This window comes from Chloroflexota bacterium, from assembly GCA_009840355.1.
Taxonomy (GTDB): domain Bacteria; phylum Chloroflexota; class Dehalococcoidia; order Lucifugimonadales; family JADFKI01; genus Bin90.
This window is the reverse complement of the sequence record VXNZ01000056.1, coordinates 14,607-29,636: the sequence shown is the minus strand read 5'-3', so window position 1 is coordinate 29,636 and position 15,030 is coordinate 14,607. Positions and strand designations below refer to the sequence as shown.

Sequence of the window (15,030 nt, the reverse complement as noted above, 5' to 3'; positions counted from 1 at the left end):
ACCGCCCAGACTCCCGCCTGTGGGAGAATGACGATATGAAAGTCACTGCAAGGCAATAGTACCGCGTCGGAAAGAAATGGCGGGCGTTTCAGTATATGGAATGCCCGCTTTTGCTTGAACGCTGCATTTATTGGCGTTTCGGAGGCGTATGCTCCTATATCTCCAAGCCGCAAGTTGCTAGAATGTATTCCCATATTCTGATGACAGTATGAGGACAGGCACAACATACGCTGCGCGATTGGGAGTTCGGAATGACCGTTCTTAGCGATAACACGATAAAGACGCTTATGGCAGAGGGCGAGATTGTGGTGGACCCGCTGGGCGAAGGCTGCATTCAGCCCGCCAGCGTGGATGTGCATCTTGACGGGCAGATTCTCGTATTTCGCAATTCGCGCCGCCCGTACATCGATGTGCGCGAAGATATGAGCGACTTGACCGAGATGGAGGAGATTCGCGAGCAGCCGTTTATGCTGCATCCGGGCGAGTTCGTGCTGGGCAGCACGCTAGAAATGATCGAGCTGCCCGATGACCTTGTGGCGCGGCTCGAAGGCAAAAGCTCGCTCGGGCGCATCGGCTTGCTCATTCACTCCACCGCCGGGTATGTCGATCCCGGCTGGAAGGGACACCTGACACTCGAACTGAGCAATGTGGCGAACCTGCCCATCACGTTGTACTACGGAATGAAGATTGGCCAGCTCTCGTTCCTGCGATTGTCCACGCCGGCGGACAGCCCATACGGGTCGCCCGGGCTGGGCAGCAAGTATCAAGGACAGAGCATCCCGACTGCCAGCCGCGCGTACAAGGACTTCAAGAACGGCAATGGATAGCGTGCATACGCGGCACATTGAGCGCGCCTTGGATCTCGCTTGGGCGGCGCTCGGCACCACCAGCCCAAATCCTACCGTGGGCTGCATTATCGCGCGCGGCGATGCTGTCATCAGCGAGGGTTGGACGCAGCCGCCCGGACAAGACCACGCGGAGGCGATGGCGCTGCGACTCGCGGGCGGTAAGGCACGCGGCGCTACTTTGTATGTAACGTTAGAGCCCTGCAACCACTACGGTCGAACGCCACCGTGCGCCGATTCCATAATCGCGGCGGGCATTCGCGAGGTGCATATCGCGGTGGACGACCCGAACCCGAATGTCGCGGGCGGCGGCGCAGCGCGTCTGCGCGAAGCCGGTATCACCGTGCATACCGGCGAATATCCGGCGCATATCACTTCGGACGCGCACCGGCTCATCGAAGCGTTCGTCAAGCACAGCAAGACGCGCATGCCGTTCGTTACCGCCAAGTATGCTATGAGTCTAGACGGTAAGATTGCGGCGCGTACCGGAGATTCCAAATGGATTAGCGGCGAGCAATCGCGCGGCTACGCGCATCTGTTGCGCAAGCGCTCAGACGCCATCATGGTCGGCATCAACACCGTTCTCGCGGACAACCCGCAGCTCACCGCGCGCGATTCAGACGGCAACGCGCTCGAACATCAGCCGCTGCGAGTAATTCTGGACAGCCATGCCCGAATGCCCCGGAATGCCGCGATGCTGCGCGCACCCGGCGATACTCTCGTCGCAGTCGCGGATGCCGACGATGACAACCTGCCTGCTTGGGACGGCGCGGAAACCATCAACGTGCCGCGCGGCGCGGACGGCGGCGTGGAATTGCGCGCGCTGCTTGCCACGCTGGGCGAGCGCGACATCACCGGCGTTCTGGTCGAAGGCGGCGGCGCGGTGATAGGCTCGCTTTTTGACCTGCGCCTTGTGGACAAGGTTGTCGCATTTGTCGTGCCCGTTATAATAGGTGGACGCGGTGCGATTTCGCCGGTCGCCGGCGCGGGAATCGACGATATGGCGGACGCGATGCGCCTGGGCGATGTGCAAATGCTGCGATTTGGCGAGGATATTGCGATTATAGGTTATACTGGCGCATACGAAAGTGGATGATGGGAGAGAACCGAGGGTCTTTCGATTATTCATATCGTTTCGAGCGAAGCGAGAAATCTAAAGCCGGAAACAGGTTTTGAATGCAACGATCCCTGCTTTCGCAGGGACATGCTTCAGATTCCTCACTGTGTTCGGAATGACAGAAAATAGCGCGGAGAAACAGAGACAGCGCGGAATGACAACATTAGGGATTTGTGAAATCGTCTAAATTCACAAACAGCGCGAGCGAACGGCGAAAATCACAGGAGAAACGGCGATGTTCACAGGGATAGTGGAAGAGGTCGGTGAGGTCAAGGCTGCTGGCGAAGGCAGGTTGGTTATCGGCGCGTCTGAAGTGCTGAGCGATGTCAAAATCGGCGACAGCATCTCGGTCAACGGCGCGTGCCTCACCGTTACGACCTACGCCGCCGACGAATCTACATTCAGCGTCGATGTGGTGCCGGAGACGCTGCGCCGCACAAATCTTGGCGAACTCGAAGCCGGCTCGCCCGTCAATCTCGAACGCTCCATGCCCGCGTACGGTCGCTTCGGCGGGCACATGGTTCAGGGGCATGTGGACGGCACAGCCACAATACGCTCTATCGAGAGCGAAGGCGACGCTCTGATGGTCATCTTCGACGCGCCAATCCATGTGATGCGCTATGTTGTGGAAAAAGGCTTCATTGCTGTGGACGGGGCAAGCCTTACCATTGTAAACTGTGATAACTTTTCATTCAGCATTACAATAATCCCGCATACGCGCGACAATACGGTGTTTGGTAGCAAAGGCGCTGGAGATAAGGTGAACATCGAAGTGGACATAATGGCGAAGTATGTCGAGCGCCTCGCGCTTGCAACCCGCCAACCCGTGGATACGGCAGAAGAGCTCTAACATGACGATACAGGAGGCTGAAAATGCCGCTGTCTAGCATTAACGACGCAATCAAGGACATCAAAGCGGGCAAGATGGTCGTCGTCGTGGACGACGAGGACCGCGAGAACGAAGGCGACCTTGCTATGGCGGCGGAGCTGATTACGCCGGAAGCGGTAAACTTCATGGCGATGGAAGGGCGCGGTCTAATCTGCGTTCCGATAATTCCGCAGCGCCTCGAGCAGCTCCGCATCCCCATGATGACTTACAACAACACGGCGCGGATGGGCACGGCGTTCACCGTATCCGTCGATGTGCTAGACGGCGCGACCACCGGCATATCGGCGCATGACCGCGCGGCGACGATAAAGGCGCTGATAGACCCGCGCACGAAGCCGGAAGACCTCGCGCAGCCGGGACACATTTTTCCGCTGCGCTATACCGAAGGCGGCGTGCTGAAGCGCACCGGACACACCGAGGCGGTCGTCGATCTGGCGCGGCTTGCCGGCTTGCAGCCTGCGGGCGTTATCTGCGAGGTTGTCGCAGACGATGGCAATATGGCGCGAATGCCGGATCTGGAAAAATTTGCCGAGAAACACGACCTGAAAATCGTGGCGATAGCGGACATCATCGCCTTTCGTCAAGAACACGAGCGGCTAATCGAGCGCGTGTCTGAGGCGCGCGTGCCGACAAAATACGGTGTGTTCACGGCAGTTTCGTACAACAGCCTCGTTGACAGGCATGAGCATGTCGCGCTGGTGAAGGGCGAAATATACCCGGACAAGGCAACGCTTGTGCGCGTGCATAGCGAGTGTCTGACCGGGGATGTGTTCGGGAGCATACGGTGCGACTGCGGCGACCAGAGGGACCTCGCCCTTAAAGCAATCGGCAAGGAGGAATCCGGCGTGTTCCTGTATATGCGTCAGGAAGGGCGCGGCATCGGTATCCACAATAAGCTGAAGGCATACGCGCTGCAAGACGATGAAGGGCTGGACACGGTTGACGCGAACATCAGACTGGGTTTCCCGCCGGACGCGCGTCAGTACGGTGTCGGCGCGCAGATTCTCGTCGATCTCGGCGTGCGCAAGATGCGTTTCCTGACGAACAATCCGAAAAAGCGCGTGGGCATCGAAAGCTTCGGGCTGGAGCTGGTAGAGCAGGTGCCGCTTATCGCGCCCGTGACCGAAGAGAATCGCCGATACATGGATACGAAGATTCAGCGAATGGGGCACATACTAGACCTAGACTCCGCGCCGACGGATGACTTGGCGGCTGGGGGATAACCAATGAGCGTGGAATTGCAGGGCGGCATGAATGGCGAAGGGCTGCGAGTCGCCATAGTGGTCGCGACATTTAACGACTTCATCACATCGCGGCTGCTTGATGGCGCGCGCGCTGCGCTGTCCCGGCATGGCGTGCGCGACGACGACGTGAGTGTGGCGTATGTGCCAGGTTCGTTCGAGTTGCCCTTGACGGCGAAGAAGCTGGCGGAATCGGGCCAATACGACTCGGTAATATGCCTTGGCGCCGTGATACGCGGCGAGACAGACCACTACGAGCATGTGGCGGGCGAAGCGGCAAAGGGCATCGCCAACGCAGGTTTCAACAGCGGTATCCCCGTAATTTTCGGCGTGCTAACTACCGATACACTGGAGCAGGCGATCAACCGCGCAGGCGGCAAGCAAGGCAACAACGGCTACGGCGCCGGCCTAACCGCCATCGAAATGGCGAACCTATTGCGCGCCTTGGACACGCAGTAGGCATCCGCGCGGACGAATGCTGCGCTATCATTCTTGATATAGCGCCCTTATCCTGCTAAAATTATAGTTCAGGTTGGGGATTCGTCTAGTGGTAGGACGACAGACTCTGGATCTGTAAGCCGGGGTTCGAATCCCTGATCCCCAGCCAGCCGATATGTTGTGTGGCGCATTCGTCTAGCGGCCAAGGACACCGCCCTCTCAAGGCGGAGACCACGGGTTCGAATCCCGTATGCGCTACCAACGTCCCCGCTTCTCTTCCCACACACCGCGCTCATATATCACTACATCCCGTATGTCGCATAGTCTCGCGTCGAGATTTACGCAACCTTTCGCCAGTTTCCTTTGGCATCTTCTCGGTGGCGTAGCGCATACCCTCTGCGGAGAATAGCGCCGAGTGCCTCTTGATGAAATCCACAACACGGTCCTGTTCCGCAAGCGACAGTTCGCGTAGTGTCCAACCCGTGCCGGTCTGCGCGAACCGCTCCTCGCTGCGAATGGTTGCGGCGCAGGTTTCCAGCATCATATCTACGAAGCCGTCGAAGTTGGCGTCGCCATGCTTTGCGAGGTTGATGAACGCGACGCTTGCCGCTCGGCGTCGCCACAGGTTGCCGGCGTTGCGCCATTTGGATATGGCGCGGGCGCATGGCTCGCCTTCAAGCCGTACAAGCGCGTCGAGCGCCTTGACACAGAACCAGTCGCAGGTGTTCCAGTCGTAGATGTATCCGTCGTCGAATAGTGAGGCGAATGGGGCAGGTTGCGCTGCCAATCGACCGCTCCGGCAGGTATGAGCGCTTCTTGCAGCATCAGGATGCCGGCGAGCTTGTCCTCTGCGTGGTCTTGGCGAAGCAGTTCCAGCGCGACGCCGACTTGGGCGGCAGGTGTCAGGCGGACGGTGATTGCTTCGGCTTCAAGCCAATCGTGCAAGGCGCGACGTATGCCCGCCATCTTGACGCCGCGAAAGGGTATGACATGCTTGAGATAACGCTCCCACCAGTCTTTTGTCTTGGTATCGGATGCGTCGTTAAGCCTTTTCTGCAAGTGGCGTAGTGTGTTTTCAGTCATCCGAAGCCCTGCCGCAGGTATCGTCCCAAGAACTCGCCGCCGATTACGTGCAGGTGCGCGTGCGGTTGGCTTTGCATGCCGTCCCTGCCGAAGTTGGATAGGATGCGGAATCCGTTCGGGCAGCGTTCTTCGCCGATCTGCGCCGCAAGGTCGCCCATGTGCGCCAGCAGGTCGCCGCTGCGCCATAGCTCGGTCTGCGTCATGTGCCGGCGTGGAATGACGAGAATCTGCACCGGCACCCAGTCCAGTTGATTGTCGAAGATGATCACGCGCTCGTCTTCGTAGTGAATCGTCGCGGGTTCGGTGCGCGCCACGATGTTGCAGAACACGCAGGTGATGTTCGTCATATGCGTTAGCGTGGCTCTCTGATGCGGTAGTCCGGCGCGTCAATGCGCACGAGCCGACCGAGCGTCGCGTCTCGAATGCGCGATGCGATGGGACCGGTCTGCTCCGTGAAATCGAGCATGCCGGTTATCACGGTCGGCAGCCGATGGTTGTGCCGATGCACGAAAATCTGGTACAGCTTTTCCTCCGCCCAAGGGCTGTTGTGCTCCTGCCCTAGGTCGTCTAGTATGAGCAGCGGCGCGTTCTTCACATCTTCCAGGATGCTTTCCATCGACACGCGGTTGCGCGGATCGAATGTGTAGCGGAAGTAGTCCAGCAGTTCCGGCACGAACGCGAAGAACACCGTGTTGCCCAGTTCGAGCTGCGTGTTGGCGATGGCGACTGCGAGATGCGTCTTTCCCACGCCCGTCGGGCCGAACAGAGTCAGCCAGCCTTGCGGATTGTCCGCGTATCGGACGGCGGCAAGCGCGGCATTTTGAAGGCTTGCCTGCTCGCCTGCGCGCGGGTTGTTGCCGCGCACATCGAAAGTCTCGAATGTCATGCCGCGCAGCATTTCTAACGCCACTCGCCCTAGATTGTGCGCCTTTGGTTTGTGGTAAGTGCCGGTCTGCACCACGCGGCTAAGCCCCGCCGTCTGCAGGCGGCTGCGGATGTATGGGTCTAGTTCCGTGAGGTCACTCGCGGTCGTTACAACCGTGGGCAGTTCGGCATTGAAACGGTGGTTGATGACCTGCTGCAACTTCTCTTCCGCCCAAGACGTGGAGCTGTGCGCGCCCAAGCCGTCCAAGATGAGCAGCGGCGCATCGACAACCTGCGTGTACAGGTCGCTATATGTCAATTCGCTGCTCGGTGCGTAGGTGGCGCGCAGGTGGTCGAGCAGGTCCGGCACATGCATGAAGAATACGACATGCTCCGACTTGATGCAGTGATTGGCGACTGCGGCGGCGAGGTGCGTCTTGCCGCTGCCATTAGGACCGGTGAGAACCAGCCATCCCGACGGGTTTTCCGCGAACTCGGCGGCGGCGCGACATGCCTCTGCGAACAGTTCGCGGCTGTCGGCGTCTTGGGCGATGCCTTCAGGCTTGAGCGTATCGAAGGTGAAGCGCGCCAGATGTCCGAGATTGCTGTATCGTAGCAGCCTGCTCAACCGCTCGTCTGATAGTCGTTGCTGCTGGCAGACGCAGGTTATCACCTGCCCAAAGTTAGGATGTCCGACGACGACATCGGGCGTGTACCATCCTCTGCCGCCGCATATAGGGCAGGCATCTTCGTCCCGCTCGTCGGTTGGCGGCAAGGGCGGTTCGCCTATCGTGCCGTTGGACGCGCCGTTGGACGCCTGCCTAGTAGCGGCTAATCTTTTGAGAATGTCTCCTAGATTCTCCATCGCCTTGACCTCGCCTTCTGCCTTCTCGCTCCCAGTTTTCGAGGATGCGCACGATGTAGCGCCAATTGCGCGCGTTGTGCAGCGCGGCTTCGCGGAAGGCGTCCGCTATCCATTCGGTCGGGTAGAGCGCTTCCGCCTCCTTGAGTTCGTCTGCAATCATCGGGCTGAGCATGCCGATGTTTGATTCATACAGCGCGAAGATGTTCGGGCGTTCAACATCAGCTGTGTCCCAGGCCTCCGGTGTTGGCTCAGTCTGCGAGCGTCCCACGACGAACGCATCGGACGCCGCCTGCGCGAGTGCGCGCCTGTCCCTGTCCGTGTTCAGCGCGTATAGGCGTTCTTCCTTGCCGTCGCGTTCGATTATCGCCATTGCCAGAGTGCCGCGCCGCACGCACGTATCGAGCGACTCGCCAATCTCGGCGGCACCGCCTTGTAGCGCCGCAGCCAGCGCGCGGTCGGCAAGCGCCTCTCTGTGCGCCACGAAGCGCGGGTAGCCCTTCTTCTGCTGCAGCAGCCAAATCACGCGCAGCAGGCACTTCAGCTCGGCGATGTCGTCAATCTGCTCGAGCAGCGTGCCGAACAGCGGCGCCGGCGCCGGTATGCTGCGCACGCGGTCGGGGAAGCCGCTAAACTTCATTGTAGGCATACTCCGGCGTGGGTGTGGTTTCAAGGCTCTCAAAGCGCACTAGGTCGTTGCGGAAGTACAGCGGCACAGTGCCAACCGGCCCGTTGCGGTGCTTGGAGAAAATTATCTCCGCGATATTCTGCGGATACGGTTCGGTCGGGTTGCGCTTTTCCCAGTCTTCCTTGCTGACATAGACATCCTCTCGATGGATAAACGCCACGACATCCGCGTCCTGCTCGATGCTGCCGCTTTCGCGCAGGTCAGACAGCAACGGACGGTGGTTGGGGCGCTGTTCGATTGCGCGGGATAGCTGGGAGCAAGCGATCACCGGAATATCCAGGTCGCGCGCCATGCCCTTGATGGAGCGGGAAATCTCGCCCATTTCCTGCGCGCGGTTGTCGATGCGTCCGCCGCCGCCGATGAGCTGCAAGTAGTCGATTATGACCAAGTCCAGCCCGCGTTCGGACTGCAGGCGGCGCGCTTTGCCGCGCATATCCACGATGGTCTGGATTGGCGTGTCGTCGATGTACATCGGCAGGTCGGACAGCACGCCGATGGAGTCCAGCAATCGCGATTCTTCGTCGTTGCTCAGCAGCCCGATGCGAATGCGGTAGCTATCGACATTCGCCTCGCTTGCGAGCAGGCGCATGCCAATCTGGTCGCGGCTCATCTCAAGGCTGAAAATGCCGACACGGTTGCCGCTCTCAGCCGCGCCGCGCGCGATGTTGAAGGCGAGCGTGCTCTTGCCAAGGCTAGGGCGGGCGGCGACGACAATCATGTCCGAGCGCTGCATGCCGTTGCCCAGCAGGTTATCTATGCCGGGGAATCCGGTCGTTACGGGCGCGATGTGCGAAGCATCCTGCCCGTGCATTGCGGTGCTCTCTTCCAAGTAGGTGTCGAGCACTTCGCGGATATGCACGAAATCGCCGGATCCCTGCCCGGCGCGGATGCGGAACAGCAGGTCCTCGGCTCTGGCGAGCGCGGCGTCCGTATCGGCGTCGCTCTCGTTGAATCCAATGTCGGAGATGCGCCCGCCCACATCGATCAGCTGGCGCATAATGGATGTGCGCTGCACAATGCGCGCGTAGTACTCGATGTGCACCGAAGTCGGCACGACCATGACGAGATGGCTCAGGTACGCGCTGCCGCCGAGCGGCTCAAGCTTGTCTTGCAGGCTCAACTCGTGCGCGACGGTGATTTGGTTAATCGCCTCGCCGCGCTCGAACAGCGCAAGGAATGCGTCGTAGCACCATCGGTTCTTCTCGGTGTAAAAGTCTGTCGGACGAACGAACGAAGAGACGCGGCTCAGCGAGTCGCCGTCAATGAGTATCGAGCCTATCACCGATTCTTCGGCGTTGGCGTCGTAAGGTGGCAGACGGTCAACGTACACGGCTTACTCCTAGATGGTCGTCAGGTGTAGGCAATAGGGTATTCAAGGGCAACCGGCTGCAAGCCGTTCCCCGCCGACTGTTTAAGGATATATTGCCGTGTTGCGTCTTATGAAGCGTCGGAAGGGTTCTCTTCTTCGGAATCTGTGGAGTTTTCCGGGTCTGCCGTGTCGTCAGATTCGGCTTCGCCCTCGCCGTCAGCAGCCTCTTCTGCCTCTTCAAGCGATTGTAGCCAGGCGTCCGCGGTCGTGCCTGTCGGATAGACCAGCACTTCTATCTGCGCCTGTACTTCGGGGTGAAGCCGCACGCTCACATCGAAGCTGCCGAGCTGCCGGATGGGTTCTTCGACCTCAATGCCGCGCCGATCGATCTCGCGGTCTGCCATTTCGGACAGCTTGTCCGCGATGATAGTGTTGGTGACGGAGCCGTACAGCTGACCGCTCGCGCCGGCGCGCATTTCCACATCGATGCGCTTGCCGTTCAGCGTTTCGGACAGTTCGCGCATGTCCTGCAGCAGTCGCAGTCGCGTCTTTTCCGCCTGCTCCGCGTATTGCTTGACGCGCTGCAGCGCATTGTGCGTCGCAGGCACGGCGAACTGCTTGGGAATCAGGTAATTGCGCGCAAAGCCGTTCTTCACTTCCTTGACATCGCCGCCCTGCGCCACGCCGGCGACATCCTGCAAAAATACTACTTTCATCTCGCTACCTCGGTGTACTTGTCTGTGCGGTTAGTTATTGTTTTCTAGTTATCTATGTTGGTCAAATGGCGGTTCGTCGCCTGTGTCAGTGCGCGCGACTCCGTTGGTATTGCGTTCCCACGGCGGCGGCTCATCGAACGGCTCGCCGCGCGCTTCGGCATTTGTCTTGCGATGATACCAATCGGCTGATTCGTACATGCTTTCCGATCTGCCGCGCACCCGGCCTCGTGCTTCACCGCGTTTCTCGCCGCGTTCCTCGCCCAGAATGACGCCTTGTCTGAACATACTCTTTCCGAACATCCTCATACCTCTTGCTACCACGATGGACATCACGAACATTGAGAAGAAACCTGCCGCGGGAGAGAAGGCGACGACTTCAATGACGACCTCGCCTAAGCTCTACTGACTTGCCGCCACGAAGATTTCATACCAGCCTCTCAATGCTAACACTATTATAATCGAGACGGATGTGAGAACAAAGTAGAGCGCCTTGATGTCGTTTGGCACAGGCCAAAGCCAATCAGCGAAGCCAATACTACCGCTCTCGTTTTCGATGTCTTCCGGATCTGGATATGGCAAGAATGACGCTCTAATTCTAGTCAGTCATAATTAGGTTCACGCACTTCCTGACTTTCAACATTCTCGCGCGCGTAGTTAGATTACGAACAATTGTATCACAAATGTTTGTCTTTAAGCAAAGAAACGGCTGAACACTTCATTGCCTAGCATACGCCCGCGGTGCGTCAGCCGCAGTGCGCCGTCTTGCTCTCGGAGCAGACTAAGTGCCCGGAGTTCGTCGAGCGTGTTGGCGTAGAACGCGGACGGCGGAGCGCCGAATCGCCGTTCAAACGCGCTGACGCTTATCCCTTCGTCTAGGCGCAGTCCCATCATCATCGTCTCCGCCATCTCCAGTTCCATGTCGATATACTCAATCTCGTCCACGACGGGCACGCTGTCTATCGTGGCGCGTATCGCTGGGTTATCGGTGTTCACCCTAGTGTTCGGTGCCGGGGCTGCCGCCGCATCCTGCGCCATATCATGCAGCAGGCGTATGTACTCGCGCGGAGATTTTAGCGCGTTGAAGCGATAGTCGCCGATGTACGAGTGCGCGCCGGGCCCCACGCCGAGATACGGTTCGTTGCGCCAGTATGTCAAGTTGTGGAGGCTGCGCTTGCCGTCTTGCGCCCAATTGGATATTTCGTAATGTCGGTATCCCGCGCGGCGCATCTCGTCCTGTGCCCGTATGTACATATCGGCGGCGAGATCGGCGTCCGGCTTCGGCATGCTGCCTTGCTCCACCCAGCGTTCCATCGGCGTGCCGCCTTCCAGCGTCAGGCAGTACATGGATATGTGCGGCGGCGACAAGTCCAACGCCCGCGATAGCGTGTCCTGCCACTGCTCGGCGCTCTGCTGCGGCAAGCCATACATCAGGTCAATGCTGATGTTGTCTAACCCCGCAGTGGCAGCCTGACGGTAGGCATTCGCTGCGTCCGCTGCGTTGTGTTTGCGTCCCAGCGTACGCAAGAGGTCGTCGTCGAAGCTCTGCACGCCGATGCTCAAGCGATTGATGCCGCAATCCAGGTACGCCTCAAGCTTGTCCGCACTGAAGTCGCCGGGGTTCGCCTCTAGCGTAACTTCAGCGTCCGCCTGCACATCGAACGCGGCGTGGATCGTCCTCATAGTACGGATAATATCGCCGGCGGGCAGATACGACGGTGTGCCGCCGCCGAAGAATATGGTATGTACTTTCGGGCGGTGCAGCAGCCTGCCCCACAGCACGATTTCAGAATGCAGCGCCGCCATGTACGACGGCATCAGAGGCTCGATTGCGGCGTATGTGTTGAAGTCGCAATACGGGCACTTCGTCTCGCAGAACGGTATGTGGACATAGAGCGAAATGGGCATCGGGACGCGCTCTGACATGGATATGCGCTCAGACGCGGCGGGTTCGGCTGTTGACATTGTGTTCCTGCCTAGACATTGAACAGTACATGCATAATGTCGCCATCCTGCACGATGTAGTTCTTACCCTCTTGCCGCAGCATCCCGTTCTTGCGCGCCTCCGCGAGGGTGCGGCAGCTGACCATGTTGGGGAATGTTACGACCTCGCCGCGAATGAAGCCGCGCTCTAGGTCGGAATGAATCTGTCCTGCCGCCTTCACCGCGGATGTGCCGCGCGTTATCGGCCAAGCGCGCACCTCGTCTTCGCCTACTGTCAGGAACGAGATTAGGTCGAGTGCTTCGTAGCACAGGTTTATCACACGGCTGAGTCCGGATCCGCCCACAATACCGAGCGATTCGCGGAACTCGAACTCGTCCTCAGCATCCATCTGCCCGAGTTCCATTTCGAGCTTGCCGCACAGCGCGGCGGTGCGGATTCGCTCAGTCCGCACTTCATCCGCAAGCCGCCGTTCTATGGACCCGATGTCGTCGATACGGTCTTCACCCACATTGACCACCACGATGAGCGGCTTTGCGGTGAGAAGCTGAAAGCCCGATAGCAGCCGCAGTTCGTCGTCGTTCAGCGTCTGGTCGCGCACATGCATGCCCGCTTCGAGGTTGTCCCGAACGCTTGTCAGCAACGCCTGCTCTTTATTCAGCGCGTCTCGTTCCGCAGTCTTCGCGCCCTTGAAGCCTTCCGCGACTCGCTGCAAGCGGCGCTCTAGAATGTCCAAGTCGGAAATCGTCAGCTCGAACAGCAGCGTATCGATGTCGCGGAATGCGTCGATGCTGTCGGCGATGTGCGGCACGGACGGGTCGTCGAAATCGCGCGCGACCATTAGTATTGCGTCCGCGCGCTGCAGGGTGTTCAGGTATTCGCCACCGATGCTTTGCGTCTTGCCCAGCCCTTCAGGCGCTGCGGGCAGGTCGGCGTATGTAACTTCCGCGTTCACCTTGCGCTTGGGGTTGAATATGCCGTTCAGGACATCGAGGCGCTCGTCCGGCACTTTTGCCGCGCCAAGATTGATGCGGTTGGCGTATGCAGCGACCTGCGCAGAACCGCGCGTCGCCGCGTTGAATATCGTGGTCTTGCCGCTTTGGGGAAGTCCGATTATCGTTATTTCCATATTTGCAGTGAGTATCCTAATTGCTATTCTGAAAGGGTAGGGCGCTGCCTAGACGGTGCGCTTTTAAGTGGAGTCTTTTGGGCGTCTGTTGAATGCGTAGTGTTCACTTGTTCGGCTTGTCGTCTTCCACGATGCGCGCAGAGCCGTCTATGATGTTGCCGTCGGCGTCCGGAGACGGCGCTTTGCCGCCGCCAAGGTGTTCGCGCAGCACATCGCTTGGAATCGACAGCAGGAACAGCGTTCCCGTCGCGACGATAGCAACAATGTCGTCCAGCCATCCCAGCCCAATCAAAAAGTCGGGTATGATGTCAAAGGGAGACAGAAGATAGACTATCCCGGCGGGAATGATAAACTTCGACCAGATTGGAACGCGCCTATCGAGCATCAGCCGCATTATCAAGCGCCCAATGCCGGATCGCGCCAGCATCCAGAGCAGTGATGGTTTGAGCATAGCAATTCGCCCCCAAGTGTTCCTTTACATTATAACCTGTTAGGACAATACTTGGGATAATTGCGGTTCCTTAAGACGATTTCACAAATGCAATTTATACCTGTCATTTCGAGCGAAGCGAGAAATCTAAAGTCGGAAACAGGTTTGCATGCAACGATTTCAGATTCCTCACTGCGTTCGGAATGACATGGGAGTAGGTTCGGAATGACAAAAACAGCGCGGAATGACAGCATTAGGGATTTGTGAAATCGTCTCATCCCTATCGTCTCTTCCCGTTTGGAAGGCTAGATTGGGGCGAGCTGCGAACTATTCTCAGCCAGATTAGAACAAGCCAAATTAGGGCAATCGAAAATGATCCATCTGATTTACGGCGAAGACTCGCTTGCCGTCGAAGAGACGCTGAAGTCCCTGCGCGTGGATGACAGTGCAGGCGACCTGTATGATGTGAACACGACCACGTTGAACGGCGCGTCGGTCAGCCTGCCAGAACTTGAGGCGGCATGGAGCACCATCCCGTTTATGGCGGACAAGCGCACCGTGATAGTGCGCGATCTGCTGGCGCGTATGCAGCCCAGAAGTGGCGGCGGCGCGCGCTCAAGAGGCGGATCGAAAAGCGCCATGGGCGAGTGGGCGGACATCGGTGACCGTCTGGCGCATGTGCCGCAATCTACCGATCTGATATTCATCGACGGCGATGTCAAGGGCAACAACCCGCTGCTCCGCGCGATTCGTCCGCTAGCGCAAGTGCACGAGTGCAAACTGCCGTCTGTGCGCGATATGCCCGCGTGGGTGCGTCAACGCGCGGACAAACTCGGCGCCGCAATCGAGCCAAGCTCCATCGCCGCGCTCGTCGATTCCATAGGCAACGACACGCGGCTAATCGACGTGGAAATGCAGAAACTCGCCCTGTATCGCTCCGGCGGCGCGATACGACGGCAGGATGTCGAGGCGTTGGTGTCGTACGCACGTGAGGCGAACATCTTCGCCGCCGTGGACGCCGCGCTCGAAGGCAGGGTAGGCGTCGCCCTCCGCATGGCGCACCAACTCTTGGACGCGGGACAGCATCCCATATACGTCATCACAATGCTGGCGCGCCAGGTGCGCTATCTTATCCTCGCCAAAGACCTGAAAGCGCGCGGCATGTCCCAAGTCGAAATAGGCAGCCGCATAAATCTGAGGAGCTACCCTCTTACAAAGACGATGCAGCAGGAGCCAAGATTCAGCGCGGAGCGATTGGTCGAAATTCACCGCAGGCTTCTCGAAGCCGACCTATCCATTAAAACCGGCGCCGCCAACGAAGAAATGGCACTCGACACGCTAATAATCGCCCTAACAGAGCGTGCATGACTACGAATGTTAGAAAGGGCGCATTTCGGGACAGACTTGCGCTGTGCGAAAACACTTGTGGAATCGTCCGGACAAACCGGATGCAAGTGCATATTGTCAAACTGAGCATGGC

17 protein-coding genes and 2 tRNA genes are annotated in these 15,030 nt (G+C 58.8%); 8 read left to right on the top strand and 11 right to left on the bottom strand.

Annotated features, from left to right (window positions below):
* Positions 1–251: 251 nt before the first annotated feature.
* From F4X57_14130 to F4X57_14100, 7 genes are all read left to right on the top strand, one after another.
* On the top strand, positions 252–827 hold the full coding sequence (locus F4X57_14130) for a dCTP deaminase (GenBank protein MYC08284.1): 576 nt from the start codon (positions 252–254) through the stop codon (positions 825–827).
* The gene (gene ribD, locus F4X57_14125) at positions 820–1,941 is read left to right on the top strand and encodes a bifunctional diaminohydroxyphosphoribosylaminopyrimidine deaminase/5-amino-6-(5-phosphoribosylamino)uracil reductase RibD (protein ID MYC08283.1); all 1,122 of its coding nucleotides are present in this window, start codon (positions 820–822) and stop codon (positions 1,939–1,941) included. The genes F4X57_14130 and ribD overlap by 8 nt, the downstream gene beginning before the upstream one ends.
* A gap of 256 nt (positions 1,942–2,197) precedes the next feature.
* Positions 2,198–2,812 carry a riboflavin synthase gene (locus tag F4X57_14120; GenBank protein MYC08282.1) on the top strand — a complete coding sequence of 205 codons (615 nt, stop codon included), beginning with the start codon at positions 2,198–2,200 and terminating at the stop codon, positions 2,810–2,812.
* A gap of 23 nt (positions 2,813–2,835) precedes the next feature.
* Positions 2,836–4,074, top strand: a complete 1,239-nt coding sequence (locus tag F4X57_14115; protein MYC08281.1) for a bifunctional 3,4-dihydroxy-2-butanone-4-phosphate synthase/GTP cyclohydrolase II — start codon at positions 2,836–2,838, stop codon at positions 4,072–4,074.
* Between the two features lie 3 nt (positions 4,075–4,077).
* Positions 4,078–4,551 (top strand): 6,7-dimethyl-8-ribityllumazine synthase, encoded by a 474-nt coding sequence (locus tag F4X57_14110; GenBank protein ID MYC08280.1) that lies wholly within the window; start codon positions 4,078–4,080, stop codon positions 4,549–4,551.
* A 74-nt stretch (positions 4,552–4,625) separates the two neighbouring features.
* A tRNA-Gln gene (locus F4X57_14105) sits at positions 4,626–4,699 on the top strand.
* Positions 4,700–4,714: 15 nt separating this feature from the next.
* Positions 4,715–4,791: transfer RNA gene (locus tag F4X57_14100), tRNA-Glu, on the top strand.
* 31 nt (positions 4,792–4,822) lie between these two features.
* Here the strand turns inward: F4X57_14100 and F4X57_14095 are convergent.
* The 11 genes from F4X57_14095 to F4X57_14045 form a co-directional block, all read right to left on the bottom strand.
* Positions 4,823–5,317: a DNA alkylation repair protein gene (locus F4X57_14095; protein ID MYC08279.1), complete on the bottom strand. Its 495-nt coding sequence runs from the start codon at positions 5,315–5,317 to the stop codon at positions 4,823–4,825.
* Positions 5,077–5,613, bottom strand: coding sequence for a DNA alkylation repair protein (locus tag F4X57_14090; protein ID MYC08278.1), 537 nt, complete (start codon positions 5,611–5,613; stop codon positions 5,077–5,079). Before F4X57_14090 ends, F4X57_14095 begins: the two co-directional genes overlap by 241 nt.
* Positions 5,610–5,960, bottom strand: a complete 351-nt coding sequence (locus tag F4X57_14085; protein MYC08277.1) for an HIT domain-containing protein — start codon at positions 5,958–5,960, stop codon at positions 5,610–5,612. Before F4X57_14085 ends, F4X57_14090 begins: the two co-directional genes overlap by 4 nt.
* 5 nt (positions 5,961–5,965) lie before the next feature.
* On the bottom strand, positions 5,966–7,342 hold the full coding sequence (locus F4X57_14080) for an AAA family ATPase (GenBank protein MYC08276.1): 1,377 nt from the start codon (positions 7,340–7,342) through the stop codon (positions 5,966–5,968).
* Complete coding sequence (locus F4X57_14075; GenBank protein MYC08275.1) at positions 7,299–7,988, bottom strand: DnaD domain protein; 690 nt, start codon at positions 7,986–7,988, stop codon at positions 7,299–7,301. Before F4X57_14075 ends, F4X57_14080 begins: the two co-directional genes overlap by 44 nt.
* Entirely contained in the window at positions 7,969–9,357 is a 1,389-nt protein-coding gene (gene dnaB / locus F4X57_14070) for a replicative DNA helicase (protein MYC08274.1), read from the bottom strand. Before dnaB ends, F4X57_14075 begins: the two co-directional genes overlap by 20 nt.
* Positions 9,358–9,464: 107 nt before the next feature.
* Positions 9,465–10,052, bottom strand: coding sequence for a 50S ribosomal protein L9 (locus F4X57_14065; protein MYC08273.1), 588 nt, complete (start codon positions 10,050–10,052; stop codon positions 9,465–9,467).
* A 48-nt stretch (positions 10,053–10,100) separates the two neighbouring features.
* On the bottom strand, positions 10,101–10,337 hold the full coding sequence (locus tag F4X57_14060) for a hypothetical protein (protein MYC08272.1): 237 nt from the start codon (positions 10,335–10,337) through the stop codon (positions 10,101–10,103).
* A 405-nt stretch (positions 10,338–10,742) separates the two neighbouring features.
* Complete coding sequence (gene hemW / locus F4X57_14055) at positions 10,743–12,014, bottom strand: radical SAM family heme chaperone HemW (protein MYC08271.1); 1,272 nt, start codon at positions 12,012–12,014, stop codon at positions 10,743–10,745.
* Between the two features lie 11 nt (positions 12,015–12,025).
* On the bottom strand, positions 12,026–13,120 hold the full coding sequence (gene ychF / locus F4X57_14050; GenBank protein MYC08270.1) for a redox-regulated ATPase YchF: 1,095 nt from the start codon (positions 13,118–13,120) through the stop codon (positions 12,026–12,028).
* Between the two features lie 103 nt (positions 13,121–13,223).
* Positions 13,224–13,571, bottom strand: a complete 348-nt coding sequence (locus F4X57_14045; protein ID MYC08269.1) for a DUF1232 domain-containing protein — start codon at positions 13,569–13,571, stop codon at positions 13,224–13,226.
* 351 nt (positions 13,572–13,922) lie between these two features.
* On the opposite strand from F4X57_14045, the gene holA reads away from it, so the two are divergent.
* A complete protein-coding gene (holA, locus tag F4X57_14040; protein MYC08268.1) occupies positions 13,923–14,918 on the top strand; it encodes a DNA polymerase III subunit delta in 996 nt (331 codons plus the stop codon).
* Positions 14,919–15,030: the final 112 nt, after the last annotated feature.

Bases quoted from the DNA above. Each gene is read 5' to 3' on its own strand.
- ribD (MYC08283.1), top strand. From the start codon at position 820: ATGGATAGCGTGCATACGCGGCACATTGAGCGCGCCTTGGATCTCGCT.
- F4X57_14130 (MYC08284.1), top strand. From the start codon at position 252: ATGACCGTTCTTAGCGATAACACGATAAAGACGCTTATGGCAGAGGGC.
- F4X57_14080 (MYC08276.1), bottom strand. From the start codon at position 7,342: ATGGAGAATCTAGGAGACATTCTCAAAAGATTAGCCGCTACTAGGCAG.
- hemW (MYC08271.1), bottom strand. From the start codon at position 12,014: ATGTCAACAGCCGAACCCGCCGCGTCTGAGCGCATATCCATGTCAGAG.
- ychF (MYC08270.1), bottom strand. From the start codon at position 13,120: ATGGAAATAACGATAATCGGACTTCCCCAAAGCGGCAAGACCACGATA.
- F4X57_14115 (MYC08281.1), top strand. From the start codon at position 2,836: ATGCCGCTGTCTAGCATTAACGACGCAATCAAGGACATCAAAGCGGGC.
- holA (MYC08268.1), top strand. From the start codon at position 13,923: ATGATCCATCTGATTTACGGCGAAGACTCGCTTGCCGTCGAAGAGACG.
- F4X57_14090 (MYC08278.1), bottom strand. From the start codon at position 5,613: ATGACTGAAAACACACTACGCCACTTGCAGAAAAGGCTTAACGACGCA.
- F4X57_14065 (MYC08273.1), bottom strand. From the start codon at position 10,052: ATGAAAGTAGTATTTTTGCAGGATGTCGCCGGCGTGGCGCAGGGCGGC.
- F4X57_14045 (MYC08269.1), bottom strand. From the start codon at position 13,571: ATGCTCAAACCATCACTGCTCTGGATGCTGGCGCGATCCGGCATTGGG.
- F4X57_14085 (MYC08277.1), bottom strand. From the start codon at position 5,960: ATGACGAACATCACCTGCGTGTTCTGCAACATCGTGGCGCGCACCGAA.
- F4X57_14110 (MYC08280.1), top strand. From the start codon at position 4,078: ATGAGCGTGGAATTGCAGGGCGGCATGAATGGCGAAGGGCTGCGAGTC.
- F4X57_14060 (MYC08272.1), bottom strand. From the start codon at position 10,337: ATGTTCAGACAAGGCGTCATTCTGGGCGAGGAACGCGGCGAGAAACGC.
- F4X57_14075 (MYC08275.1), bottom strand. From the start codon at position 7,988: ATGCCTACAATGAAGTTTAGCGGCTTCCCCGACCGCGTGCGCAGCATA.
- F4X57_14120 (MYC08282.1), top strand. From the start codon at position 2,198: ATGTTCACAGGGATAGTGGAAGAGGTCGGTGAGGTCAAGGCTGCTGGC.